The 23,621-nt window shown below is 40.4% G+C and carries 22 protein-coding genes; 11 read left to right on the top strand and 11 right to left on the bottom strand.

The features are described from left to right. Nucleotides 1-2: 2 nt before the first annotated feature. The gene (locus ACIPUA_RS02950; protein ID WP_048607076.1) at nucleotides 3-479 is read right to left on the bottom strand and encodes a DMT family transporter; all 477 of its coding nucleotides are present in this window, start codon (nucleotides 477-479) and stop codon (nucleotides 3-5) included. Nucleotides 480-591: 112 nt separating this feature from the next. Here ACIPUA_RS02950 and ACIPUA_RS02945 point away from each other — a divergent pair, with 112 nt between their 5' ends. Together ACIPUA_RS02945 and ACIPUA_RS02940 are read left to right on the top strand one after the other, a co-directional pair. Beyond that, on the top strand, nucleotides 592-1,509 hold the full coding sequence (locus tag ACIPUA_RS02945; protein WP_449059254.1) for a LysR family transcriptional regulator: 918 nt from the start codon (nucleotides 592-594) through the stop codon (nucleotides 1,507-1,509). A 53-nt stretch (nucleotides 1,510-1,562) separates the two neighbouring features. Further along, on the top strand, nucleotides 1,563-2,540 hold the full coding sequence (locus ACIPUA_RS02940) for a Gfo/Idh/MocA family protein (RefSeq protein WP_042843946.1): 978 nt from the start codon (nucleotides 1,563-1,565) through the stop codon (nucleotides 2,538-2,540). A 65-nt stretch (nucleotides 2,541-2,605) separates the two neighbouring features. Here ACIPUA_RS02940 and ACIPUA_RS02935 read toward each other — a convergent pair whose 3' ends face one another. Then, a complete protein-coding gene (locus ACIPUA_RS02935) occupies nucleotides 2,606-4,255 on the bottom strand; it encodes an alpha-keto acid decarboxylase family protein (RefSeq protein ID WP_042843945.1) in 1,650 nt (549 codons plus the stop codon). Nucleotides 4,256-4,379: 124 nt separating this feature from the next. Here ACIPUA_RS02935 and ACIPUA_RS02930 point away from each other — a divergent pair, with 124 nt between their 5' ends. Next, nucleotides 4,380-5,273: a LysR family transcriptional regulator gene (locus ACIPUA_RS02930; protein WP_042843944.1), complete on the top strand. Its 894-nt coding sequence runs from the start codon at nucleotides 4,380-4,382 to the stop codon at nucleotides 5,271-5,273. Nucleotides 5,274-5,465: 192 nt separating this feature from the next. Here the strand turns inward: ACIPUA_RS02930 and ychF are convergent, their stop codons facing one another. Together ychF and pth are read right to left on the bottom strand one after the other, a co-directional pair. Then, nucleotides 5,466-6,557: a redox-regulated ATPase YchF gene (ychF, locus tag ACIPUA_RS02925; protein WP_042843943.1), complete on the bottom strand. Its 1,092-nt coding sequence runs from the start codon at nucleotides 6,555-6,557 to the stop codon at nucleotides 5,466-5,468. A gap of 102 nt (nucleotides 6,558-6,659) precedes the next feature. Further along, entirely contained in the window at nucleotides 6,660-7,250 is a 591-nt protein-coding gene (gene pth / locus ACIPUA_RS02920; protein WP_042843942.1) for an aminoacyl-tRNA hydrolase, read from the bottom strand. 300 nt (nucleotides 7,251-7,550) lie between these two features. On the opposite strand from pth, the gene ychH reads away from it, so the two are divergent. Then, a complete protein-coding gene (gene ychH / locus ACIPUA_RS02915; protein ID WP_034783625.1) occupies nucleotides 7,551-7,823 on the top strand; it encodes a stress-induced protein YchH in 273 nt (90 codons plus the stop codon). 274 nt (nucleotides 7,824-8,097) lie between these two features. Here the strand turns inward: ychH and prs are convergent, their stop codons facing one another. The 3 genes from prs to lolB are packed head-to-tail and all read right to left on the bottom strand — an operon-like array spanning nucleotide 8,098 to nucleotide 10,603. Continuing rightward, on the bottom strand, nucleotides 8,098-9,045 hold the full coding sequence (gene prs / locus ACIPUA_RS02910; RefSeq protein WP_042843941.1) for a ribose-phosphate diphosphokinase: 948 nt from the start codon (nucleotides 9,043-9,045) through the stop codon (nucleotides 8,098-8,100). 56 nt (nucleotides 9,046-9,101) lie between these two features. Then, nucleotides 9,102-9,977, bottom strand: a complete 876-nt coding sequence (gene ispE / locus ACIPUA_RS02905) for a 4-(cytidine 5'-diphospho)-2-C-methyl-D-erythritol kinase (protein WP_048607107.1) — start codon at nucleotides 9,975-9,977, stop codon at nucleotides 9,102-9,104. Next, entirely contained in the window at nucleotides 9,974-10,603 is a 630-nt protein-coding gene (lolB, locus tag ACIPUA_RS02900) for a lipoprotein insertase outer membrane protein LolB (protein ID WP_449059303.1), read from the bottom strand. The genes ispE and lolB overlap by 4 nt, the downstream gene beginning before the upstream one ends. A 628-nt stretch (nucleotides 10,604-11,231) precedes the next feature. Between lolB and hemA the strand changes: the two genes are divergently transcribed. The 7 genes from hemA to ACIPUA_RS02865 are packed head-to-tail and all read left to right on the top strand — an operon-like array spanning nucleotide 11,232 to nucleotide 17,846. Continuing rightward, nucleotides 11,232-12,494: a glutamyl-tRNA reductase gene (gene hemA / locus ACIPUA_RS02895; RefSeq protein WP_042843938.1), complete on the top strand. Its 1,263-nt coding sequence runs from the start codon at nucleotides 11,232-11,234 to the stop codon at nucleotides 12,492-12,494. A gap of 31 nt (nucleotides 12,495-12,525) precedes the next feature. Continuing rightward, nucleotides 12,526-13,608 carry a peptide chain release factor 1 gene (gene prfA / locus ACIPUA_RS02890; RefSeq protein WP_042843937.1) on the top strand — a complete coding sequence of 361 codons (1,083 nt, stop codon included), beginning with the start codon at nucleotides 12,526-12,528 and terminating at the stop codon, nucleotides 13,606-13,608. Continuing rightward, nucleotides 13,608-14,441, top strand: coding sequence for a peptide chain release factor N(5)-glutamine methyltransferase (gene prmC, locus ACIPUA_RS02885; protein WP_042843936.1), 834 nt, complete (start codon nucleotides 13,608-13,610; stop codon nucleotides 14,439-14,441). Before prfA ends, prmC begins: the two co-directional genes overlap by 1 nt. Nucleotides 14,442-14,464: 23 nt before the next feature. Continuing rightward, complete coding sequence (gene sirB1 / locus ACIPUA_RS02880) at nucleotides 14,465-15,274, top strand: invasion regulator SirB1 (RefSeq protein WP_042844351.1); 810 nt, start codon at nucleotides 14,465-14,467, stop codon at nucleotides 15,272-15,274. Nucleotides 15,275-15,319: 45 nt separating this feature from the next. Beyond that, the gene (gene kdsA / locus ACIPUA_RS02875) at nucleotides 15,320-16,174 is read left to right on the top strand and encodes a 3-deoxy-8-phosphooctulonate synthase (RefSeq protein WP_042843935.1); all 855 of its coding nucleotides are present in this window, start codon (nucleotides 15,320-15,322) and stop codon (nucleotides 16,172-16,174) included. Nucleotides 16,175-16,186: 12 nt separating this feature from the next. Next, complete coding sequence (locus ACIPUA_RS02870) at nucleotides 16,187-17,089, top strand: TIGR01212 family radical SAM protein (protein ID WP_449059253.1); 903 nt, start codon at nucleotides 16,187-16,189, stop codon at nucleotides 17,087-17,089. A gap of 22 nt (nucleotides 17,090-17,111) precedes the next feature. Beyond that, nucleotides 17,112-17,846, top strand: coding sequence for a tetratricopeptide repeat protein (locus ACIPUA_RS02865; RefSeq protein ID WP_129465860.1), 735 nt, complete (start codon nucleotides 17,112-17,114; stop codon nucleotides 17,844-17,846). Between the two features lie 64 nt (nucleotides 17,847-17,910). On the opposite strand, the gene dauA is transcribed toward ACIPUA_RS02865, so the two are convergent. The 4 genes from dauA to ACIPUA_RS02845 form a co-directional block, all read right to left on the bottom strand. Further along, nucleotides 17,911-19,626, bottom strand: coding sequence for a C4-dicarboxylic acid transporter DauA (gene dauA, locus ACIPUA_RS02860; protein ID WP_449059252.1), 1,716 nt, complete (start codon nucleotides 19,624-19,626; stop codon nucleotides 17,911-17,913). Between the two features lie 274 nt (nucleotides 19,627-19,900). Beyond that, nucleotides 19,901-20,302: a hypothetical protein gene (locus tag ACIPUA_RS02855; RefSeq protein WP_449059251.1), complete on the bottom strand. Its 402-nt coding sequence runs from the start codon at nucleotides 20,300-20,302 to the stop codon at nucleotides 19,901-19,903. Then, a complete protein-coding gene (locus ACIPUA_RS02850; protein ID WP_449059250.1) occupies nucleotides 20,302-21,639 on the bottom strand; it encodes a phosphatase PAP2/dual specificity phosphatase family protein in 1,338 nt (445 codons plus the stop codon). The genes ACIPUA_RS02855 and ACIPUA_RS02850 overlap by 1 nt, the downstream gene beginning before the upstream one ends. A 203-nt stretch (nucleotides 21,640-21,842) precedes the next feature. Further along, a complete protein-coding gene (locus tag ACIPUA_RS02845) occupies nucleotides 21,843-23,609 on the bottom strand; it encodes a bifunctional alpha/beta hydrolase/class I SAM-dependent methyltransferase (RefSeq protein WP_071548041.1) in 1,767 nt (588 codons plus the stop codon). Nucleotides 23,610-23,621: the final 12 nt, after the last annotated feature.

Here is a 23,621-nt window from a genome sequence, read left to right as displayed (position 1 = left end):
TATTATTTTCCTATAATTAACAAGCTGCAGCCTGTTATTAATAATGTACACATCAGAAAGTCACTAACTGTAATTTTACGTTTTATCACACCAAACCAGCCCATAGCGTCTACTAACAAACCGAATATAATTTGGCCGGTGATCATTAAAATAATGCTTCCCGCAAGTGATAGTGGGCTATTAACGGTTATTGATGCCAATAAAACGGTAAAGCCCCCAGGAATACCACCTAAATACCAAATCATTTTCCCTTTTTTTATGACTTGTGGCTGAACTTGTTGTTTTCTTACTTGTTGTTTCCTTTTTTGTAAGTAAAAAAAATAAATAACGAGTGAAAATAATGTTCCGATGCCATGAGTAAGCCATGATGCTGTCAATGGTGTTGTAAAGCGGGCTAGGTAACTATTTGCCATGATCATCATTGACAGTAAAACCCCAGAGGCTAAGGCAAGAAAAGATAGAATATATTTATTTTTCATAATGATATGTCTTATAGCGTAAACATTGTATTTCTGTAGCGATAAGGTATGCTGTTTTTTCTTTGGTATCAAGAAAACACACTGTTTCATTTTGGTTGACAATGGAGTATCTATGGATATGAATGCATTTCCAGTTTTGATTGCAGTGGCTGATAGTTTAAGTCTGACTAAAGCGGCAAATTCATTAAATATGACTAAATCGGCGGTAAGTAAAACAATTCAAATCGTCGAAGACAAACTGGGAATAAAACTTTTTCATCGTACTACTCGAACGGTAAGTTTGACGGAAGCGGGGGCTGTATATATTCGTTATATTCGACAATCTTATCAATTCGCGGTTATGGCAGATGATATTGCCGCTAAATTTAGTGATAAAATAACAGGAACTCTGAGGGTTTCAGCTCCAATGTCTTTTGGCACTTTACACTTAGCTAAAGTTCTCCCCCAGTTTATGCAAAGATACCCTGAGCTTAATGTTGAGTTATCTTTTAATGATAAAGTAGTAGATTTAATTAGTGAGGGATATGACCTAGCTATTCGTATTGGTGCGTTGCCTGATTCGTCCTTAATTGCGCGTAAATTATCCCCTTGCCATAGTCGGCTGTATGCATCGAAATCTTATCTGGCGAAATATGGTTCTCCCCAAAAAGTCGCCGATCTTAAAGGGTATAATTGTTTGTGCTATTCATTTTACCAAGCAGGGCAAGAGTGGGTATTTTACCAAAAAGGGAAAAAATATAGCCATATACCAAAAGGGTCTTTTCGTGCCAATAATAGTCAGGCACTAATCCAAGCCGTATTAGCGGATATAGGTATCGCATTGTTACCTTATTTCATTACGGCTATAGCTGACAGTAACCATCAATTAGTTCCTTTATTGGGGAATTATCAATTACCTGAGCACAATATCTATGCGGTATATCCTGCAAAAGAATACTTACCACGAAAAGTCTCAGCATTTACCGAGTTTTTAATTGAACAGTTTGGAACGGGGAGTCAGTATCAAAAATTAATCGAAGGGATTTCTTAATTGTGATGCTCTGTGGCAGAATAAAATTTACTCTTCTTATATAGGTAACGTAGATGAAAATAGCGCTGATTGGTTCAGGTAAAATAATCATGATGGCTCTTGATGCGCTAACGCAGGTGCAAGGGGTAGAATTGGCCGCATTATGTGTTAGGGCTGAAAGTATTGAAAAAGGGGAGTCAATCTGTCAACAATTTGATATAGCTAGCTTGTATACGGATTACGAAAAACTCTTACAACAGCCGGATATTGATGTTGTATATATTGGGCTTCCAAATCATCTGCATTACAAATATACCTATGATGCGTTGATGGCAAATAAGCATGTTATTTGTGAGAAACCTTTCACGCCAGATTGGGAACAGTTGCAGGAGTTAATTTCTTTATCACGTCAAAAAGGTTTATATCTATTCGAAGCTATTACATCAATACACACACCTGAATTTCATTTTATTAAGCAATATATTGATAAAATAGGCGAAATAAAAATAATTCAAGGTAATTATTCACAATATTCAAGCCGATATAATGATTATTTACAAGGCCATATTCATGCTGCATTTGACCCCAAACAAGCAGGTGGAGCACTGTATGATATCAACCTTTATAATATTTATCTGTTATCCGCATTATTGGGGGCTCCAGAGAAAAGCCAATATATTTGCAACAAAGGGTATAATGGGATTGATACTTCAGGTGTATTAACGGCCTATTTTTCTACTGCGGTAGCTACTTGTGTTGGCGCTAAAGATTCAGCAAGTCCAGGTTATTTTATTATTCAAGGGACGAAAGGCTATATTCGTGTTATTGGCGCACCGAGTCTTTGTGAATCAGTTGAGGTGTGTATTGATGGGGACATCACAACGGTTTCTCGGGATAGGGCAATTAATCATATGGTTTACGAATTTGCGTTCTTTCGTGATCAGATTGCCTCCAATAAATTAACGACTTGCCAAGAACTGCTAGAATTGGCATTAACCGTCTCGAAGATACTGAGTCAATCAAAACATGATGTAGGCTTAGTATTTGAGTAACCTACTTTTAGGTTGCTTTTTATACCTCGGTGTATGAAAACACCGAGGGTACCGAACACTCTGGTTTAAAACGAATATAATGAAGCAATAGAATCACCGAGTTTTTGTGCGAGTTCAGATGCGGCATACCTATCCATAACGATCTCTATATAAGCAGCATTATCTGATAACTCTGCTGCTTTTATTGCGGCATCTAGCTCGTTACAATCAGTGACTCTCTGGCAATACCAATTTGTACACCCCAGTGCTGCGGGTAATTGTGCATAATTCCATTGAGCTATATCATTGTAATAAGCTTCAGGGTTTTTACAGAGTAAGCGCTCAATTAGGTAACCATCATTATTGAGTACAAAAATAATGGGTTTTAAACCAAAACGGGCAAACTGACTAATTTCTTGTACTGTCAATTGGTGTGAACCTTCCCCTGTGACTAGAATAACACGTCGCTGTGGTGCAGCGATGGCAGCGCCAAAGGCAGCGGGGGTCGCCCAGCCAATCGAACCCCATAGAGTCTGGTTATAGACCTGAGCATTTTCAGGTAATAAGGCGAAACCTAAGCCCATGGAAGCGGTGCCTGTTTCCGTAATAATAATATCATCCTTTTTAAACATTTTTTCTAGGCGTGGATAGAGGTAGGCGGCGGTAATTTTCCCTTGTTGATTTTGAATTGGTTCTCCGAGCCCTTGTGCTGTGATGCCTCGATGGTTTAATGATGGGGCTAGCCTTTTCAGTTCGCTAAGCACGTCTTTCATATAAACTTGTGGATAAACGGCAGAGCCTATTTTGACATGGTCTGCTAGAATATTAATCCAGTTTTCCACTTTAACAGTTGCGGTAAAACTCCCTGAATTAAAATCAGTTAATACAGCCCCTATACCCAAAATACAGTCACAATTTTCAACAAATTCAGCGACAGCATGGTTCATTAATTGGCCATTATAAATCCCCATATAGCTCGGATTAGACTCACTTAAAATAGCTTTATCCATAAACATGGTTGCATAAGGAAGCCCTGTTTTATTGATAATAGTTTGAACATCGTCAGCTAAGCCGAGTCGAGCCGTTAAAATACCGGGAATAACGCAGGCTTGTGAGCTTGAATTGAGTTTTTCTATGATAGCGGTTACTGCAGCTGATAGTGACTCATCATTACTTTTATGTATAGTGATTGTTTCAGTGTTTTCATCTGCGATGACAGGCATGACTGCGTAGTCAGAGGGAAAACCTAGGTAAACAGGGCGCCGCTCATGTAAGGCTGTCGTGATTAAACGTTCGGTTTCTGCTATGCAGTTTTCAGGTGTTAAAATGGCATGAGCACAGCTTAAATGTTGGCTCATTTGATAAAAAACATCAAAATCACCATTACCAAGAGAATGGTGAACTAAGCGATGTTTTTTCTGCACGCCGCTTGCTGGCATCCCTACAAGGTGGAAAATAGCAAGGTTTTCAGCATAAGAACCGGCAATACCATTTAATGCGCTCAGTTCGCCCACACCAAAGGTTGTAGACAGTGCGGCGGCACCCTTTGTCCGCGCATAGCCGTCTGCTGCATATGAGGCGTTTAATTCGTTGCAATTGCCTATCCAACGCATATTTTTACTTTCACAAACTGCATCTTCAATTGGGAAGGCGTAGTCACCAGCAACACCAAAAATGTCACAAATTCCAATTTCGTTTAAGCGGCTCAGAACATGTTCAATGACTGTCTTACTCATTATATTGCTCCTAGTAATTATATTAGACAAATCTTCTGCTTTATATTATTTCTAGTGCATAATTCTCTTATTTGGAAATCACATATAATCATCGTAGCTATAACTAAAAGTAATAGGTGAAGAAATGGACGTACGCGCAATACGATATTTTGTAGAGGTTGTACAACTTAATGGGTTCAGCCGAGCGGCGAAAAGCTTATTTATTACACAACCGGCAATCAGTCGAAGTATTCAAAAGTTGGAGCAGGAGCTTGGTTATATTTTATTAGTGAGGGCACCTGATGGGGTTAAGCTGACCGATGAAGGCGAAATTCTGTACCGTTACGGGGTGCAATTACTTGAACTTTTTAACAATATGAAAAAATCACTGAAAGAGAGGTCAGGACCATTAGCAGGTATCTTACATGTGGGTTTACCCCCAGTTATTGCTTCTACATATTTTGCTGACATAATCATGAAATTTAGCCAGAGTTACCCTGATATTGAGTTGAAAATTCATGAGTTAGGCACACGTAAAATGATGGATGCACTATTAAATGGAGAAGTGGAAACTGCCGCCGTTATGCTGCCATTTGACAATGAGGACTATGATTTACATATTTTTGCTACTGACCGCTTGGTGCTTTTAGTGAATGAACAGCATGCATTGTTTGAGAAAGAAACGGTCAAGTTTAGTGAATTAGTGAATGAGCCTTTCATTTTCTTTTCAGATGATTTTTTAATTAATGAACTAGTTATTAGTGCATGTGGTATTTATGGGAAGCAACCAATAATTGCAGGACGTAGTCACCACCTAGATTTGGTTACTGCAATGGTTAAAGCTGGGGTTGGGGTGACATTGCTTCCTGATAGCATGTGGAATAAAAGCAATTCGAAAGGGTTATCAGCCATTTCGGTGATTGAGCCTGTACTGTCTTATGACTTAGCCTTAGCAACATTAAAAAGCAGTCACCAAAACCGCCGTGTAAAACTATGGCATGATTTGGCGGTAGAGATGCTTAAAGACCAGAGTCACTAGATTCCTGGTGTTTATTACTAAAAAATACGATGCAAGACGAAGCAAGTAGGGGCGGGTTTAAATGCATTGAGGCATTTGGTTTTATAGAAATATTGATGTTCAAGTGAAATAAAAAGTGTAAAGCCCATAGGTTTTATGCGCTTTACACTATTAGATAATAAAATGCATTAATGTGAGAACTTAAGTGGTAGTTTACACATTAAACAGGAAGTTAAGTACATCGCCGTCTTTAACGATATAATCTTTACCTTCAGCGCGCATTTTACCTGCTTCTTTAGCACCTTGTTCGCCGCGATATTGAATAAAATCATCAAAAGCGATAGTTTGTGCGCGGATAAAGCCTTTTTCGAAGTCAGTATGAATTTTACCTGCTGCTTGTGGGGCTGTTGCTCCGACAGGAATAGTCCATGCACGTACTTCTTTGACACCCGCCGTGAAATAAGTTTGCAAGTTTAACAATTCATATCCTGCGCGAATAACGCGGTTAAGACCGGGTTCTTCGATGCCTAAATCTGCCATAAACTCATCACGTTCTTCATCTTCCAGTTCGGCAATATCAGACTCAATCGCCGCACAAACTGGAACAACGACAGAACCTTCCGCTTCAGCAATTTTATAAACGACATCTAAGAAAGGGTTATTCTCAAAGCCATCTTCATTGACGTTAGCAATGTACATGGTTGGTTTTAATGTTAAAAAGCTTAAATAACGGATTGCGGCTTTATCTTCCGCTGATAAGTCTAAAGTGCGTAACATGCCGGCTTGCTCAAGATGTGGCAAGCATTTTTCTAAAGCTTCTAATTCTGCTTTTGCGTCTTTATCGCCACCTTTAGCCCGTTTTTGTACACGGTGAATAGCACGCTCGCAGGTATCGAGATCGGCTAATGCTAGCTCTGTATTAATGACTTCAATATCTTCTGCTGGGTTAACTTGACCTGCAACGTGAATAATATTGTCATTTTCAAAACAACGGACGACATGACCGATAGCTTCAGTTTCACGAATATTAGTTAAAAACTGGTTACCTAGGCCTTCACCTTTGGATGCGCCTTTCACTAAGCCCGCAATATCCACAAATTCCATAGTGGTTGGTAAAATACGTTGTGGCTTTACAATCTCAGCTAATTGCTCAAGACGTGGGTCTGGCATTGGTACAACACCCGTATTGGGTTCAATTGTACAGAAAGGAAAGTTGGCTGCTTCGATGCCGGCTTTGGTCAATGCATTGAATAGGGTGGATTTACCCACGTTAGGTAGACCAACGATACCGCATTTAAAACCCATATGTTTCTCACCTTAATAGCAAGGGGCAGACGTATGCTGCACCTAATGTTTAGAAATTGGCGCTGATTATACACAAAAAGTTGATTTTGATGAAATGAACTCTTATGCGGAGGCTTTAAAGCTATGGAGCCTATTTATTGCTTTATCCATTCCATCTGTAAGTAGAATATCAGTGCATCTTGTTGCTTCATCAATAGCGTCATCAATGAGCTTTTGTTCAGAAAGCGGGGGCTTACCGAGCACAAAGCCAACAACTTTGTTTTTATCACCGGGGTGCCCAATACCAATACGTAAACGGTAAAAGTTAGGGTTATTGGCAAATTTACTTTGAATATCCTTTAAACCGTTATGGCCGCCATTACTGCCGCCTAATTTCATTTTCGCTACGCCGGGTGGCAAGTCGAGTTCATCATGGGCGACTAAAATTTCATCAAGGTTAATACGATAAAAATTAGCGATGGCCGCAACGGATTTACCGCTAAGATTCATAAATGTGGTTGGAACTAATAAGCGAATATCATTGCCAGCCATGTTTATACGTGCGGTATAACCGAAAAACTTAGCTTCTTCTTTTAACGGTTGATTATGGCGCTCGGCCAGTAAATCGACATACCATGCCCCTGCGTTGTGACGTGTTTGTGCATATTCCGCACCTGGATTTGCAAGTCCAACAATTAATTTAATTTTGCTCACGGCGACTATTTCACTGTCAGTTTATGGAAGTAATACGCTAGTTTACCTTGAGAAATGGGAGATGTACAAAATTGTCATGGGTAAAATTACCCTAAGTATAGTTACGCTGTAAATTATTCGGATTTTCTATTTTTTTGATAAAGAGCATTTTTTGTGTAGAAATCCTAGCTAACTTCCTTCCATGTGATGCTCATCGCAAAAAATTTTACTTAATGCACTATAATCATTACATAAATATAAAGTATTACCGAATTTTTTTACACATGCTTGCTTATCAGTTTACTGGTACTGGAGGTATATATGAAACGGAAAAGCGCTCATCTTCTTGGTAATGTTCTTATGGGAATAGGGATGGTTTTAATGATAGGGAGCATAGGCATCAACTTATTCTCTCATATTGTTAATCTCAATCTTTCTGAGCTTGTTACTAATGGTTCCCTGTTTGGTATTTTCATCGGTGCTATTGTTTGGCTTACGGGTGCGAGAGTCGGTGGCCGAGAAAAAGTTGCAGACCGTTATTGGTTGTTAAAACGCCATTATCATTCACGTAGGGATAATCACCGTTATCCATAAATAGTGACTAGTTTATAGGGCGTGCTGATGTTATTAACGGCTAGGTGAGAGTGGAAGTCAGGTGAGTTTCACTCTTGCAAGTGTAATGTTACAAAAACTTTTTATTTTTTGAGTAAGTTGGTTATTTTTATGGCTTAAGGCGTCATAGAAATAGGTATCTATAGTTTATTTTCTTTCTAAAATCATAAAGCCCCTACAGTTATTTCTGTAGGGGCTTGTATTTTTGTGGTGACATTTAATCGTTGTCAGAACGCTAAAAACCAGCTAACGGGAATTAGTGCTCAAACATCGCTGAAATTGATTCTTCGTTGCTAATACGACGAATTGCTTCAGCCAACATACCTGAAAGTGTTAAAGTACGAACATTGCTCAGCGCTTTAATTTCAGGTGAAAGAGGGATAGTGTCACAAACAATGACTTCATCAATGACTGAATTTTTGATGTTGTCTACAGCATTACCTGAGAAAATTGGGTGAGTAGCGTATGCGAACACACGTTTTGCACCACGTTCTTTCAGTGCTTCAGCTGCTTTACACAGAGTTCCACCGGTATCAATCATATCGTCAACTAAGATGCAGTCACGACCTGAAACATCACCAATGATATGCATAACTTGAGAAACGTTTGCACGAGGACGACGTTTGTCAATAATTGCCATATCAGTGTCATTCAGGAGTTTTGCGATAGCCCTAGCACGTACCACGCCGCCGATGTCTGGGGATACAACGATTGGGTTTTCCAAATCTTTCTGTAGCATATCTTCCAGAAGGATAGGACTACCAAATACGTTATCAACAGGAACATCAAAGAAGCCCTGGATCTGCTCTGCGTGTAAATCGACAGTGAGAACACGGTCTACACCTACACTTGACAGAAAATCGGCAACAACTTTAGCGGTGATTGGTACACGGGCAGAACGTACGCGACGATCCTGTCTTGCATAACCGAAGTAAGGGATAACAGCGGTAATACGACCAGCAGAAGCACGGCGTAGGGCATCGACCATAACAACCAGTTCCATCAGGTTATCATTGGTTGGTGCACAAGTTGACTGGATGATAAAAATATCACCACCGCGAACATTTTCATTAATTTGAACACTGACTTCGCCGTCGCTAAAACGACCAACAGCCGCGTCTCCAAGATTAGTGTAAAGGCGGTTAGCAACACGTTGTGCTAGTTCCGGTGTAGCGTTACCAGCAAAAAGCTTCATATCGGGCACGAGAAAAACCTCAGGCTTGCGTCCAGAGAGATATTGTTGACCAATAGCGACAGTGCTTATTGGTGCAATACACGGGTTATCCCAGCGCGGAATTTGTGCAGAGGGGAAACATTAACTCCTTGAGCTACGAACCCTTGCACCCACGATGGGGCTTGATTTAACACCTGTAGGGCATCCGCTTGTGTTTCAAATTCAGAAAAAACACATGCGCCTGTTCCTGTCAGGCGAGACGGAGCATATTCTAACAGCCAAGAAACAAGCTGTTCAACCTCACGAAAACGTTTTCTTGCAATTGGTTCGCAGTCATTAGCGTACGGAGCCAGTAATAATGCGGCTAGGGAGCGTTTTGGAGAATTTCGATTTAATTGCGGATCTGTGAAGATCATCGGGGTTGATATTTCAATTCCGGGGTGGGCGACTAAATACCATTTCTCTTTGGGGGAAGCTTTGGTTAAAATTTCACCTATACCTTCAGCGAAAGCAGCATGACCACGAACAAATACAGGGACATCTGCACCCAATGTTGCCCCAAGTTCAGCCAGAGTTTCATCAGTAACTTGAGTCCCCCAGTGCTCATTAAGTGCAATTAAGGTGGTAGCAGCGTTAGATGAGCCGCCACCAATACCACCGCCCATTGGTAATATTTTATGGATAGAAAGGTCTGCGCCTAACGGGCCAGAATACTGTAATACTTGTCGACAGTATGTTTGTAGCAGTTTTGCCGCACGTAAAATTAAATTTTTATCGGCAGGGACGCCCGCCATCTCTGTCAATAAATTTAGCTGGTCATCTTGACGAGTTGTGACGGTGATTTCATCGCCGTAATCCACAAATTGAAATAAAGTTTGCAACTCATGGTAGCCATCAGAGCGCTGGCCAGTAATATATAAAAAAAGATTCAATTTTGCAGGAGAGGGCCATGTTAATGTCATTTTTTCAGTGTCCAGCTATCCATTTTCAATTTAATTAACCTATCACCTTGGCGTAGTTCAAGGTAATTTGGCAGCATCGGGGATGTTTTGCTGTCATAAGAGATATAATTAAGTTGCCATTTTTCACCATTATTTTCAAAAATGACACTTTTTAAGAGGTGGTTTTCATCTAAGGTAAAATCTGTGGCACGGCCTGGAGAGCCAGTCAGCCAAGCTGTTAAGTCATCGATGGGGATTTCCATCCCAGTCAACTGATAAATTAACTCGTTAGGGACATCACTCATATGTGTTTGCCCGTCTTTGGTCGTTAAACGTGCTAAATCAGGTTCAACAGTTAGCTCAAGTTCACGACTCCCCAATGGGTTAGTGAGTAAAAGACGGTACTTTTCAGGGGTATATTGTTGCCAGAAAAACTTAGCGTAAGTTTTGGTTTCGCCACCGTTATAAGCGAATGACCCGCGTGTTTGGTAATCACGTAATTGGCTTAATTCTTGTTGATGGGCTTTCCACTGGCTATCTGTAGCAGAGCTAGTCCCTTTAGTGGTGTTTTGTGACGTTGTCACGCAAGCAGTAAGGAGCAGGCAAGACAGCGGGAGCATGCGTAGCAAACGGACATTGGGACGAATAAAGGGTAACATTTGGGTTAATTGCATATCAAATCTCAAAGTTGTATTCGGTGCCGATAGCAGCATCCATTGAGTTACTGGCATTGAGCTAGTTTAGCGGTTTTGTGTTGTCGGAGTCACTTAATGGTCTAGATGATAAATAGGATAGCGAGCTAATATCAATAGAACATTCTCCATTACATGCAGATAACATAGTGTAATAATAAGAAAAATAGTGCGCTAAAATTGCTAACCAATCAATCAGATTCCTATTATTTAATTTACTATGTAGGAAAAGTAACGGCAAACAGCCAGCGTTTGCTTTCTGTGCGAAATAATTGCATTCTTTATGCATCTTATTGTAGTTAATAATGATGTGGCTGATAATTGGTAACGATATATTAATAAATTATAAAACCGATATCTGCTTTAACCTGTAAAAACAGCCATTGAAAGCCATTTTTTTGGTTTATTTTTTGGTGTTGGTCATCTTTCTGAGGGTTAGCGCTTTGCAAACCGTAGAAAGAGGGGCGCGGATCATTTACAATAGAAAAATATAAATAACAGTACTGCCAATGGTTAACTTAATTGATAGGCGCTACTGAAAATAATTAGCAATGTAAGCAATGTGAGTAAGTCGTAAAGCACAATGACCTTATTAGCCTTAGGCATCAACCATAAAACAGCACCTGTTGCCCTGCGTGAGCGGGTAACGTTTGGTCCTGAAAAAATAGACTACGCACTTGAGGACCTACTTAAGCAGCCCCAAGTGAGTGGTGGCGTTGTGCTGTCTACCTGTAATAGAACAGAGCTATACCTGAGCCTTGAATCGCAAGATCGGGCTCAAGAACAGCTAGTGAAATGGTTGTGTGATTTTCACGGTATTACCCCAAAAGATTTACAACCTAGTTTGTATTGGCATCAAGATGATAGAGCAGTTAGTCACCTAATGCGTGTAGCAAGTGGTTTGGATTCCTTGGTACTAGGGGAACCACAAATCTTAGGGCAAGTGAAAAAAGCGTTTGCACTTTCACAAGGCAACCATTCGTTATCAAGTGAGCTGGAGCGTCTTTTTCAAAAATCTTTTTCGGTTGCTAAGCGTGTACGTACAGAAACCGAAATTGGGGCGAATGCCGTTTCAGTCGCATTTGCAGCTTGTACACTTGCTCGGCAAATTTTTGAATCACTCAAGCACTTAAATATTTTGTTAGTCGGCGCAGGTGAAACTATCGAGCTTGTTGCTCGCCATTTACGTGAACATGGTGTGCAAAAAATGATGATAGCGAACCGGACTCGTGAACGGGCAGAACTATTAGCCAATGAAGTGAATGCTCAGGTGATTTCGTTATCAGATATTGATAACCGCTTAGCGGAAGCAGATATTGTCATTAGTTCTACAGCAAGCCCACTACCTATTATCGGTAAAGGGATGGTTGAACGCGCAATGAAAGTGCGCCGCAGTAAACCAATGTTGTTGATTGACATTGCAGTTCCCCGTGATATAGAACAAGATGTTGAAAAATTAAGGGATGTGTATCTCTATACTGTGGATGATCTTGAATCTATCATTGCACAGAACCTTGCTCAGAGAAAAGCAGCCGCCGTTGAAGCTGAATTTATTGTTGAGCAAGAAAGTAGTCACTTTATGGATTGGTTACGCTCACAAGCGGCAGTGTCTACAATTCGCGATTATAGAGCACAAGCTGAGGTCATTCGGGCTAATATGGCTGAAAAAGCGTTAATGGCAATTCGCCAAGGCGCAGACCCTGAGCAAGTGATCACGCAATTATCGCAACAATTAACCAATCGTCTTATTCACGCCCCAACCAAATCCTTGCAACAAGCAGCAGGAAATGGTGATATTGAGCGTCTAAATCTACTTAGGGACAGCTTAGGGCTGGACCATCAATAACCACTTTTTAATCATAGGTCTGATATAACGAATGAAGCCTTCTATTGTCGCAAAACTAGAAGCATTACAAGAACGCTACGAAGAAATTGAAGCGCACCTTGCCGATGCGGGTGTGATTGCCGATCAAGACCGTTTTCGTGCTTTATCTAAAGAATATTCTCAATTATCTGATGTGGCTAAATGCTTCACCGCATGGCGTACAGTACAGGATGATATTGAAACAGCAGAATTACTGCTGGATGATCCTGAAATGAAAGAGATGGCTCAAGAAGAGCTAAAAGAAGCGAAAGCGCGCAATGAAGAGCTAGAACAGCAGTTACAATTATTGTTACTTCCAAAAGATCCTGATGATGAATATAACTGTTTTGTTGAAATCCGTGCTGGAGCTGGGGGCGATGAAGCCGCTATTTTCGCAGGTGACTTATTCCGTATGTATAGTCGTTATGCAGAAAATAATCGTTGGCGAGTGGAATTAATGAGCACCAGTGATGGTGAGCATGGTGGTTTTAAAGAAGTCATTGCCAAAATTTCAGGGGACAGCGTATACGGGCGTTTGAAGTTCGAATCAGGAGGTCACCGAGTTCAGCGTGTCCCTGAAACTGAATCACAAGGCCGTATTCACACATCAGCGTGTACCGTCGCTATTTTGCCAGAACTCCCTGAAGCGGAATTGCCTGAAATCAGCCCAGCAGACCTGCGTATCGATACATTCCGTTCATCGGGAGCGGGTGGTCAGCACGTAAACACAACTGACTCAGCGATTCGTATTACGCACATCCCAACAGGGATCGTGGTTGAATGCCAAGATGAGCGTTCTCAGCATAAAAATAAAGCGAAAGCAATGTCTGTGCTAGGTGCTCGTATTCGCCAAGCTGAAATGGATAAACGCCATGCAGCAGAGGCTTCTGAGCGCCGAAATCTATTAGGAACAGGTGACCGTTCTGACCGCATTCGCACATATAACTTCCCTCAAGGGCGTGTGACAGATCACCGCATCAACCTAACTTTGTATCGTTTAGATGAAGTAATGGAAGGGAAATTAGATTCGTTAATCCAACCAATTATTAACGAATACCAAGCAGACCAACTTTCAGCGTTGTCTGAGCAGGAATAATGCAGTACACAGAATGGCTAAAGCAGGCAGCTAACCGGCTGTCTGCAAGTGACAGTGCAAAGCGTGACGCAGAGATTTTGCTGGAACATGTGACAGGCCGTAGTCGTACCTATCTATTTGCTTTTGGTGAAACAACATTAAAAGCAGAAGAGTTTCAACATGCAGAATCACTTTTGCAACGAAGAGAAAAAGGTGAGCCGATTGCCTATATCGTTGGCGAACGTGAGTTCTGGTCACTTCCGCTGTATGTTTCTCCCGCCACATTAATCCCTAGGCCTGATACAGAATGTATCGTTGAGCAGGCTTTATCTCGTTTAACAGAACAATCCAGCCAATTATTGGATTTAGGTACTGGAACTGGGGCAATTGCACTAGCTTTGGCATCTGAGATGCCTAAAAGCAAGGTTATCGGTGTAGATTTTAACCCTGATGCGGTTAAACTTGCTCAACGAAATCAACAGCGATTAAATATTTCAAATGTGCAATTTATACAAAGTGATTGGTTCGCTTCACTATCTCTTCAACAATTTGATATGATTATTAGTAATCCACCTTACATTGACGAAAATGATAATCACCTAAGTGAAGGGGATGTGCGTTTTGAACCTTTAACGGCTTTAGTCGCTGAAAATGAAGGGTTAGCCGATTTAGCACATATTATTCAAGAGTCTAAAAAATATATTAAGAATCAAGGGTGGTTACTACTTGAACACGGTTGGACACAAGGTCCCGCGGTGCGTGGTTTATTTAAAGAACATGGGTACACCAAAATTGAGACATGCCTTGATTATGGTGGACGAGAAAGAATTTCACTTGGTCAATGGAATGGTTAAGTGGGCACAGCAGTGGAAATGTAATGAAAACCATAGCGAATATAGAATTTAACCAACTCCCCTTAAGTGAAGGGATCATGGCCGTTTCACAATGTATCCGCCATGATTTTCCACTAATGAAAGTGCAAGCTCAGTTAGATAGTTTAGTTTCAGCGGCACAAACAGCTATTGATTTACAAGCTGATAATGAGTCAAAAATTGAACAACTTATTACTTTGTTCTATCGGGATTGGTCATTTGGCCCGGCAGAAGGGATTTATTCACTGTCTGATATGTTGTGGCTTGATAAAGTATTATCTTCCAAGCAAGGGACGCCCGTATCCCTCGGTTCGCTTTTTTTATATATTGCAGAGCGTTTAGGTATAGAGATAGCGCCAGCGATTTTCCCGACACAATTATTGTTCATTGCAGAAAAAAATGATGGTTCACAGTGGGTTATTAACCCTGTAAATGGCGATTCATTATCATTGCATACTCTTAATATGTGGTTAAAGGGCACCGTTGACCCTTTTTCTGAGTTTTTTTATGACCAACTTGAGACCGCAGAAAATAGTGTTGTTATCCGTAAAATCTTTGACACATTAAAAGCAGCGCTAATGGAAGAGAAAAAGATGGAGTTAGCGCTTAAAGTTTGCGAAACGCTACTGACACTCGACCCTGAAGACCCTTATGAAATTCGTGATCGTGGGCTAATACTTGCACATTTAGATTGCAACCATGTGGCATTAAGTGATCTCAATTACTTTATTGAACATTGCCCAGAAGACCCCGTATCTGAAATGATTAAAATACAAATTTACTCATTGGATAACCATCCAGTCATATTACATTAATTAACGTACAGACAGATAGCCTGTCTAAATATTAAAGGTAAGAGTATGCAACAGAAAGTAGTCAATATTGGTGATATCAATGTCGCGAACGACTTGCCGTTTGTGTTATTTGGCGGAATGAATGTGCTTGAATCTCGTGATATGGCGATGAAAGTGTGTGAGCATTATGTCACTGTGACGCAAAAACTGGGGGTCCCTTACGTATTTAAAGCCTCATTTGACAAGGCTAATCGTTCATCAATACATTCATATCGTGGACCAGGTCTTGAAGAAGGGATGAAAATCTTCCAAGAACTGAAACAAACCTTTGGCGTTAAAATCATTACGGATGTCCATGAACCGGCACAGGCTGCACCTGTAGCTGAAGTGGTCGATGTTATCCAATTACCTGCTTTTTTGGCGCGTCAGACCGACCTTGTCGCTGCTATGGCAAAAACGGATGCAGTCATTAATATTAAGAAACCACAATTTATTAGCCCAGGGCAAATGGGTAATATCGTTGAGAAATTTATTGAAGGCGGTAACGATAAAATTATTCTTTGCGATCGTGGTGCAAACTTTGGTTATGATAACTTAGTCGTTGATATGCTAGGTTTTAACGTGATGGTTCAATCTTCTAAAGGTTGCCCTGTCATTTTCGATGTGACGCATGCCTTACAGTGTCGTGACCCATTTGGAGCGGCATCGGGTGGTCGTCGTGGGCAAGTTGCAGAGTTAGCTAGAGCGGGTATGGCGGTGGGGATCGCCGGGTTATTCCTTGAAGCGCATCCAGACCCAGACAATGCACGTTGTGATGGCCCATCAGCACTGCCTTTAGATAAATTAGAACCATTCCTGAAGCAAATGAAAGCAATTGATGAAGTTGTTAAAAGCTTCCCTGAGTTAGATACAAGTCGCTAAATCAGACGTGACATGCAACTAACTGAAGTTGTTTCCATGTTCGGCGCTGATTTACAGCGTCGATATGGTGAAAAAATTTATAAAATCACGTTACATGGTGGTTTTAGTTGCCCAAACCGTGATGGTACTCTCGGCCGAGGCGGTTGTACGTTTTGTAATGTCGCTTCCTTTTCAGATGAAAGCCAATCTTCGCAAACAATTAGCGAGCAAATTAATCATCAAGTCTCCCGCATTTCTCGAGCAAAGCGCTATCTTGCTTATTTTCAAGCTTATACAAGTACTTATGCAGAAGTGAGCCTACTCAAGAAGTTATATGAAGAGGCATTACAGCAAGCGGATATTATTGGCCTGTGTGTTGGTACTCGTCCAGACTGCGTTCCCGACTCTGTATTATCTTTATTGAGCGAATATAAAGAACAAGGCTATGAAATTTGGCTCGAACTAGGACTACAAAGCGGCCATGATAAAACATTGCATCGCATTAACCGTGGTCATGGGTTTGCTGTTTATCAGCAGACTACACAAAAAGCCCGCCGATTAGGGCTAAAAGTCTGTACCCATTTAATTTGTGGTTTACCGGGTGAGAATATGCAAATGAACATGCAGACACTCGAAAAAGTACTCAATTGTGGTACTGATGGCATTAAACTTCATCCATTACATATCGTCGAAGGCAGTGTGATGGCTAAAGGCTGGAGAGCAGGGCGCTTAGCAACACTTTCTCTTGATGAATATACTCAAATTGCAGGGGAAATGATCCGTTATACACCACCTGAAATTGTTTATCACCGCATTAGTGCTAGCGCAAGGAAACCTACCTTATTGGCACCTTTGTGGTGTGAAAATCATTGGGTTGGAATGAATAATTTATATCAGTATTTTTTAAAAAATGGCGGGCAAGGTTCTGCACTTTAATTTATTTTAATGAGAGTATTTTATGTTACGGATAAATCACACCGCTATTATAGTATCCTCTGTTTTTTTTATTTCTTTTCATTCTGTTGCTCAACTAGATATTACACCCGAAGATAAGCAGGTTTTTACCCAGACACAGCAAAAAGCAATTAATAATGATGCATTAGCACAATATCAATTAGCCGAGATGTATTTTTCTGGTTTAGGTGTTTTACAAAACCTCAATAGTGCTCGCTTGTGGGCCAATGAAGCAGCTAAGAATGGTAATGCGGATGGATATGCATTATTGGCTGATATTAGCTTATTAAATGATAGTTATTTTAAAGATGAGTTTATTGAAGCAAGGAAAAATGCAAAAAAAGCGGTTGAGTTGGGCAGTATTAGAGGGAAAATTAGCCTAGCAGAGTCTTTAATTAACCCAACTGCTGGTAAAACAGACTACGCACAGTCAGTGAATTTACTTAATGAAGTGGTTGCTCTTAATAATCCTGATTATTTTACTGCCCCAATTTGGTTAGGGGTTATCTATTTAGATGGTCAAGGTGTCCCTAAAGATGAAAAACAAGCGCAGCAATGGTTTGATAAGGCTGATGATATGACGTATCCCGGCTATGCGGAATGGATGGCTGCATTTAAATTTTCTGAAGATAATACAGGCACGGTAAGAATTGATCCGAAAAAAGCTAAAAAACTTAGGGAACTTGCTTGTGAGAAAGGTAAAAAAGCAGGAAACGAAATGTTTTGTTTAGAATATTAATGTGAAAACCGCCACGTGATTTAACGTGGCGGTTTCGAGAGTAAAGAATTAAATTGTTACAGGGTCACTTTGGGGTGGGCGCCTTACTCTGCTCTATTTCTTTAACTGCTTCCAATGCATTATCTATTGAGTTATGGAAACTCAATACACCTTCAATAGGTATAACTTTAGCGCGAGCTAATGTTTTTAATGGTTGGAACGGGATATCACAGACTAAAATATGTGTATCTTTTTGTACCGCTTCTATGAATTTCTCAAAGGCTTCTAAACCACCCGCATCAAGAACTGGTACAGCATCCCACTGCATGATAATGCTTTCATAGCCTTCACTTTTTACCCGTAGCTCATCGAAAATGCGTTCGGCAGCGGCAAAGAACAATGGGCCATTAATACGAACGACTAAGCGGCTTTTTTCTTCATCGGTTTCAGCAAGTTGTGTTGAGCGAGTCATGTTGGCGATACGACGCATAAACAGCAATGAAGCAAGAACGATACCAACGGTAATAGCAATAACCATATCAAATAGCACGGTTAAAGACATACAAAGAACTAATACAATAATGTCATCTTTTGGAGCGCGCTTAATTAGGTACATCACTTTACCAGCCGCACTCATGTTCCATGCAACGATTAATAGTAAAGCCGACATTGCTGCGAGTGGTAGGTAAGAAAGCATTGGAGCCAATACGAGCAAGGTGAGTATGACTAATATTGAGTGGATCACGGCAGATATTGGCGATGTCGCTCCAGCACGTACGTTAGCCGCAGAGCGTGCAATGGCTGCTGTTGCTGTGATACCGCCAAAAAATGGCGCTGCAATATTCCCGATACCTTGGCCAATGAGTTCACTATTTGAATGGTGCTTTTTACCTGTCATATTGTCTAATACAACAGCACAAAGTAGGGACTCAATTGCACCTAAAATAGCCATAGAAAAGGCGGCTGGCATTAATGCGGTGATCATCCCCCAGCTAATTGGTGAGCTTCCTGGGAGTTCCCACGGTAAAATAAATTGTGGAAGAATAGGCGGAATACCATTACCTTCGGTGCCATCCGGAAGTAAATAGCTAAATTCAGAACCTATAGTCGCCACTTCTTGACCAAATAATGAAAGTACCCACATCACGATAGTACCAACAACCAGAGCGGGTAAATGCCCCGGAAAGGCTAATTTTAATTTTGGCCAAAAAATAAGAACTAATAAGGTTGATAAACCAATGAGTGTGTCACTGTATTGGAGCGTTGGAAATGTGTTCCCAATCGCAATTAGCTTATCAACATAGTTTTCAGGCACATGTTCCATTTGCAAGCCAAAGAAATCTTTTATTTGCATGGTTGCTATGGTAATTGCGATACCTGAGGTAAACCCTAAAGTAACGGAAACAGGGATATACTCAATAAATTTACCAAAACGAGCAAAGCCCATGGCAAGGAGTATGATACCTGACATCAGTGTTGCCACGAGTAGCCCACTTAGCCCAAACTGTTGCGATACTGGGTATAAAATTACAACAAAAGCAGCCGTTGGCCCTGAAACGCTGTAGCGCGACCCACCAGTTATGGCAATAATAACCCCAGCAATTGCTGCAGTATATAACCCATACTGCGGTGGAACGCCACTTGCAATCGCTAATGCCATAGCTAAAGGGATTGCGATAATCCCAACGGTAATCCCCGCGATTAAGTCTTTAACTAAGCGGGCAACGGTATATTTTTCTTTCCAACAAGAATCTATCAGCGCACTAAAAGGACGCAAACTATTAATTTTTTTTGTACTCATTATACCCTACCAAATAACAGGGTGAAAAATAAACGAAAATGTATCTATAATGATACGCTTAGCAACCTGAAAAAAACTGTTATGTATCAATGAATCTGCAATTATCATAACGTTTTCAGTGGTGAAAGTAAAAAAAGCCATTATATTATAATGTTAAATAGCCAGTTTTATTTTATTCGCCTATTTAATTTTGCCGGTTTAAATTATATTTAATTAGTGTTTTTTAGTGGGGATTAATAGTAAATAATATATTAATCACCACTAATTAATTTACTTATAATGTAACTACAGTAATTAATAACCATAACCAAAGTAATAGTACTGACAGTAATGCCCGGGTAAATAGCTGTTTGGTGCCGTACCAGCGTTGCTCCATACTTCTGTCTTTGGTTTTCCTAGGAAATAAAGAAGTTAAAGTATTATCAAAGGCTTTGGTGTTTTCTTGGTGATAGATAATTTTAAAGAAATGGTTATCTAACCAAAGTCGATAAATATAATAATGACTAATAATAAATATAATTATGGCAATAAATAAATAGTATTTATTATAATTTAAACAGAGGAATAGGCTAAACTGACAAATAAAGGATAAAATGGAGCCCGTTGCTAAATAGCGCCAGCTATTAGTGAAAGCAATAATTATATCGCCATGATTTTTATCCATCAAAGTATTCATTATGCCACTCTATTTAAATGATATTGTGTATACCAATAGTTTAGTTGTTCTTTCGTTGCCGCATTCAAAATAACTTGTGGCCGTGCTTGTTCAACTAACGCGATTGCTTCTTCTATGTTTGTTGCATCACCATGGTGGACTAACCATGCAACAGCAACTGTAGCACTACGTGAATAGCCTAGCTTACAGTGAATGTAAACAGTACCAAATTTTGCTAGCTGGTCCATGCTACGTACTGATTTTTCGATATCTTCTGCGCTTAGTGGTAACAAATCAATTTGTGGTTGGCTACAGTAAGCTTGCCCTTCGCTATAAGTATTGCGAGGCCATTCGCAAGTCATATCTAAAACGGCTTGTGTTTGCAAAGGATAAAGCGGGCGCCCTCCCAAAACAATATACGCATTGATAATACTCGGTTGTGCACAATGTTTAGCAAAGTAATGATAGGTTCCCCAAGCAATGAGCCGATAAGGCAGTAAGAGGATAGCGGCTGAAAGGGAAATTTTGCCGTCGGGGGTTTTTTGGAAGACACTAGCGCCGGCTCCCAAATAGCCTACAGTGATAAAAAATAATGCTATTGCAGGCCAGAGTAATAACCATGCTGTACCTTGAATAAAAAAAGCTAAAGCAAAACAAAATATTGACCCTAAACCATAATTTTTACTCATTTTGAAGCTACGAGGAGAACCCGTGTAATGCCATTGCCAGCGGGTATGCATAGGTAACAAATAACTAATTATGATGCCAACAGCAAAGCCAGTTATTACATCAATAAAATGGTGCTGCCAAGTAGTGAGAACTGAAATTAAAATTAATACAGACCAACTATGGAGCAACCAACGCCATTTGTTAGGTGTATGAGCACGAAATCGTAACCATAAGATCCATAATAAAATAATATGCAATGATGGGGCTTGGTTAAAGGGTAGGTCAAATAACTCTAAGCTATCAAACATCCAGCCAAAAAGGCCATCTGTCGTTGGGCGAGAGAAACTAAATTTAAGGGGAAATAATAAAAAACCAATACAAGCGACAACCGAAGCAATGGCGAGTCGTAACCCGTGTATCGTTTGTTCCTTACGAGTTGTGCAAATAAATAGCGATAGCCCATATAGAAGGTCGATGCTCCAATAAGGAATGATCGTCCAAGGGATAAAAGGGATCTCTGGCTCCCAAGAAAAAACAACGGAAGGGACATGGTTTAATGTTGCGGTATAAGCATTAACTTGGCCATAAGTTAGAAAGAAAAAAGGGGCTAAGAACGCGAGCCATAACAAGCCATATAATATAATTTGACGTCGTGATGGTGCTTGTTTAGGAATAGAAATTACAGTCATAGTCCTTTGCTATCTTCCTTAAAGTACGAATAGGTTAATGATAAACAATAGCCATATAAATAGGTATATATGTTGTATAAGGTCGGTTCAAATCAGCTTTCATGACATAACAGCGTTGATGTTAACCAATAATGACGGCCGCTAAAGGTAAGTGATTGATGGCGAAATTAATCATACTATCAATCACTTACTATGAAAGTAAATTAGCGGCGTCTAGCTATAGATACACTGAATATACCCCAGTTATCGATAGATTGGTTTAATTTTTCAAAACCTGCTTCTTCAACTAATGTATCCATTTCGCCTTGGCTTCGGCAACGCATTACCCATGCTTGGCCGCCTTGGTGGCTTGGTAGTACGCGCGCGATCATTTCGACTTGGGGGTGCCAAGGCTGGCAAGTATAAATAAGTAAACCGCCTGAAGGTATGGCACGAGAAAGCCCATTTAATGATTGCTTAATTAACTCATTACTGGGGAAAAGCTCATATAAACCACTGACTACACCTATCGTTGGTGATGGTGTTACCGCAGCTAAGGAGTCAGCATCAAATGCATTACCTTCTATAAACTGGATCTTATCCTCAAGGTAACGTTGCTTAATATGTAAACGGCCTTGTTCAACATTGACTGAGCTATAATCGCGTAACAAAACAGATTCGACTTTGCCATAATCATTAATAGCGTCAAAGATATAACGGCCTTGGCCAGCAGCAATATCCATGATCCGAACAGGTATGCCATTTTCGCTTAGCTCACGAATAGCTTGGCGTAAAATGTTTTCAATGTTTACTTTTCGTTGGCGTATTCCTTGCCAGCCAATGCTATTGAGATATTGTCTATCAATAATACGGCCAAATAAGCCTTTTCCTTGGGCTTTATCACGATATACATAATCCAGTGTTGAACCAGAATCAAAGCCTTTGTCATAACCAATACGTATCCCTTCAGAGGCTTTTCCAAGCGTACTCATGGATTTGCTCATGGTTTTATACATAAGGTTTTTAGGGCACCATTTAGGGAGCGGGGTCATTAGAGTGCGGTATTTTTCTGCGCTAACACTCCAGGTGTCTTCATATTGGTAATTATGTTGATAAAGGGGAAAACTAAACAGTTTTTCGACAAAATCCCGAATTTTTTCAATAGGAATATGGCGCTCTTTTTCGCCTAACGTATCGTGATAAAAACCGGGTAACACATGTTTTTCTTTAATTGGTGTATTCAGTTTTTCAAAGAATTGGTGTTGAGGGCGATGGTGAACCACGTGATCACTACCTGAAATAAATAATTGGGTTGGTAATGTAATCGCACCTGCATCTGCGACGATTCTATCGGCCGTTTTGTACAGTTCGAGTAAAATATTAACAGCGATAGGGCGAGTGATTAAAGGGTCACGATTAAACGAATCAATTCTTTGTTGGTCATGGGTGAGAAATTTTGCCTTTACATACGAATTAACATAAAACAAACCACGAGCTTTTTGCATTAAAGCTAAGCCAGTACGTGCAAATGGGACATATAATTTAACTTTAAATGCGGGGGAAGCTAATACCATTGCGCGGATTTTGGGGGCGTAATCATGTACCCAAGAGGAGACGAGCACTGCGCCAACGCTTTGGCCGATAACAATGATATTTTCTAATGGTATCTGATACTGCCTAGATATATAGCGAATAAATTCATCTACATCACTAATAGATGTACTTAATGAGGGGCTATAACCTCTCGGGCCGTCATTTCGACCATGCCCACGAGCATCCCATGCGAACATTGCAAAGTCAGGTAAATTTAATTCATCAACTAAATGAGCCACTCTCCCTGAATGCTCGTGACCGCGATGGAATAAGACAATAGCTTTCTGAGTGGGGGTTTCAGTTGGCCAATAGCGATAAAAAATAGAGGCATGGTCGCTAGTTGTAAAGTGTGATTCGGTAACGGAGCGTTGCGTCAGATAATCTGTCTGAACGTTCATAATTATTCCTTA

It is taken from the genome of Providencia sp. AGC89 (genome assembly GCF_053543535.1).
Note: the sequence above shows the minus strand (reverse complement) of the source record. Positions and strands in the feature narration are given on the sequence as shown.

Bases quoted from the DNA above. Each gene is read 5' to 3' on its own strand.
- dauA (WP_449059252.1), bottom strand. From the start codon at position 19,626: ATGAGTACAAAAAAAATTAATAGTTTGCGTCCTTTTAGTGCGCTGATA.
- kdsA (WP_042843935.1), top strand. From the start codon at position 15,320: ATGCAACAGAAAGTAGTCAATATTGGTGATATCAATGTCGCGAACGAC.
- ACIPUA_RS02945 (WP_449059254.1), top strand. From the start codon at position 592: ATGGATATGAATGCATTTCCAGTTTTGATTGCAGTGGCTGATAGTTTA.
- prfA (WP_042843937.1), top strand. From the start codon at position 12,526: ATGAAGCCTTCTATTGTCGCAAAACTAGAAGCATTACAAGAACGCTAC.
- ACIPUA_RS02850 (WP_449059250.1), bottom strand. From the start codon at position 21,639: ATGACTGTAATTTCTATTCCTAAACAAGCACCATCACGACGTCAAATT.
- sirB1 (WP_042844351.1), top strand. From the start codon at position 14,465: ATGAAAACCATAGCGAATATAGAATTTAACCAACTCCCCTTAAGTGAA.
- ACIPUA_RS02855 (WP_449059251.1), bottom strand. From the start codon at position 20,302: ATGAATACTTTGATGGATAAAAATCATGGCGATATAATTATTGCTTTC.
- hemA (WP_042843938.1), top strand. From the start codon at position 11,232: ATGACCTTATTAGCCTTAGGCATCAACCATAAAACAGCACCTGTTGCC.
- ACIPUA_RS02845 (WP_071548041.1), bottom strand. From the start codon at position 23,609: ATGAACGTTCAGACAGATTATCTGACGCAACGCTCCGTTACCGAATCA.
- ACIPUA_RS02940 (WP_042843946.1), top strand. From the start codon at position 1,563: ATGAAAATAGCGCTGATTGGTTCAGGTAAAATAATCATGATGGCTCTT.
- ACIPUA_RS02865 (WP_129465860.1), top strand. From the start codon at position 17,112: ATGTTACGGATAAATCACACCGCTATTATAGTATCCTCTGTTTTTTTT.
- ispE (WP_048607107.1), bottom strand. From the start codon at position 9,977: ATGACATTAACATGGCCCTCTCCTGCAAAATTGAATCTTTTTTTATAT.
- ychH (WP_034783625.1), top strand. From the start codon at position 7,551: ATGAAACGGAAAAGCGCTCATCTTCTTGGTAATGTTCTTATGGGAATA.
- ACIPUA_RS02935 (WP_042843945.1), bottom strand. From the start codon at position 4,255: ATGAGTAAGACAGTCATTGAACATGTTCTGAGCCGCTTAAACGAAATT.
- prmC (WP_042843936.1), top strand. From the start codon at position 13,608: ATGCAGTACACAGAATGGCTAAAGCAGGCAGCTAACCGGCTGTCTGCA.
- ACIPUA_RS02870 (WP_449059253.1), top strand. From the start codon at position 16,187: ATGCAACTAACTGAAGTTGTTTCCATGTTCGGCGCTGATTTACAGCGT.
- ychF (WP_042843943.1), bottom strand. From the start codon at position 6,557: ATGGGTTTTAAATGCGGTATCGTTGGTCTACCTAACGTGGGTAAATCC.
- ACIPUA_RS02950 (WP_048607076.1), bottom strand. From the start codon at position 479: ATGAAAAATAAATATATTCTATCTTTTCTTGCCTTAGCCTCTGGGGTT.
- ACIPUA_RS02930 (WP_042843944.1), top strand. From the start codon at position 4,380: ATGGACGTACGCGCAATACGATATTTTGTAGAGGTTGTACAACTTAAT.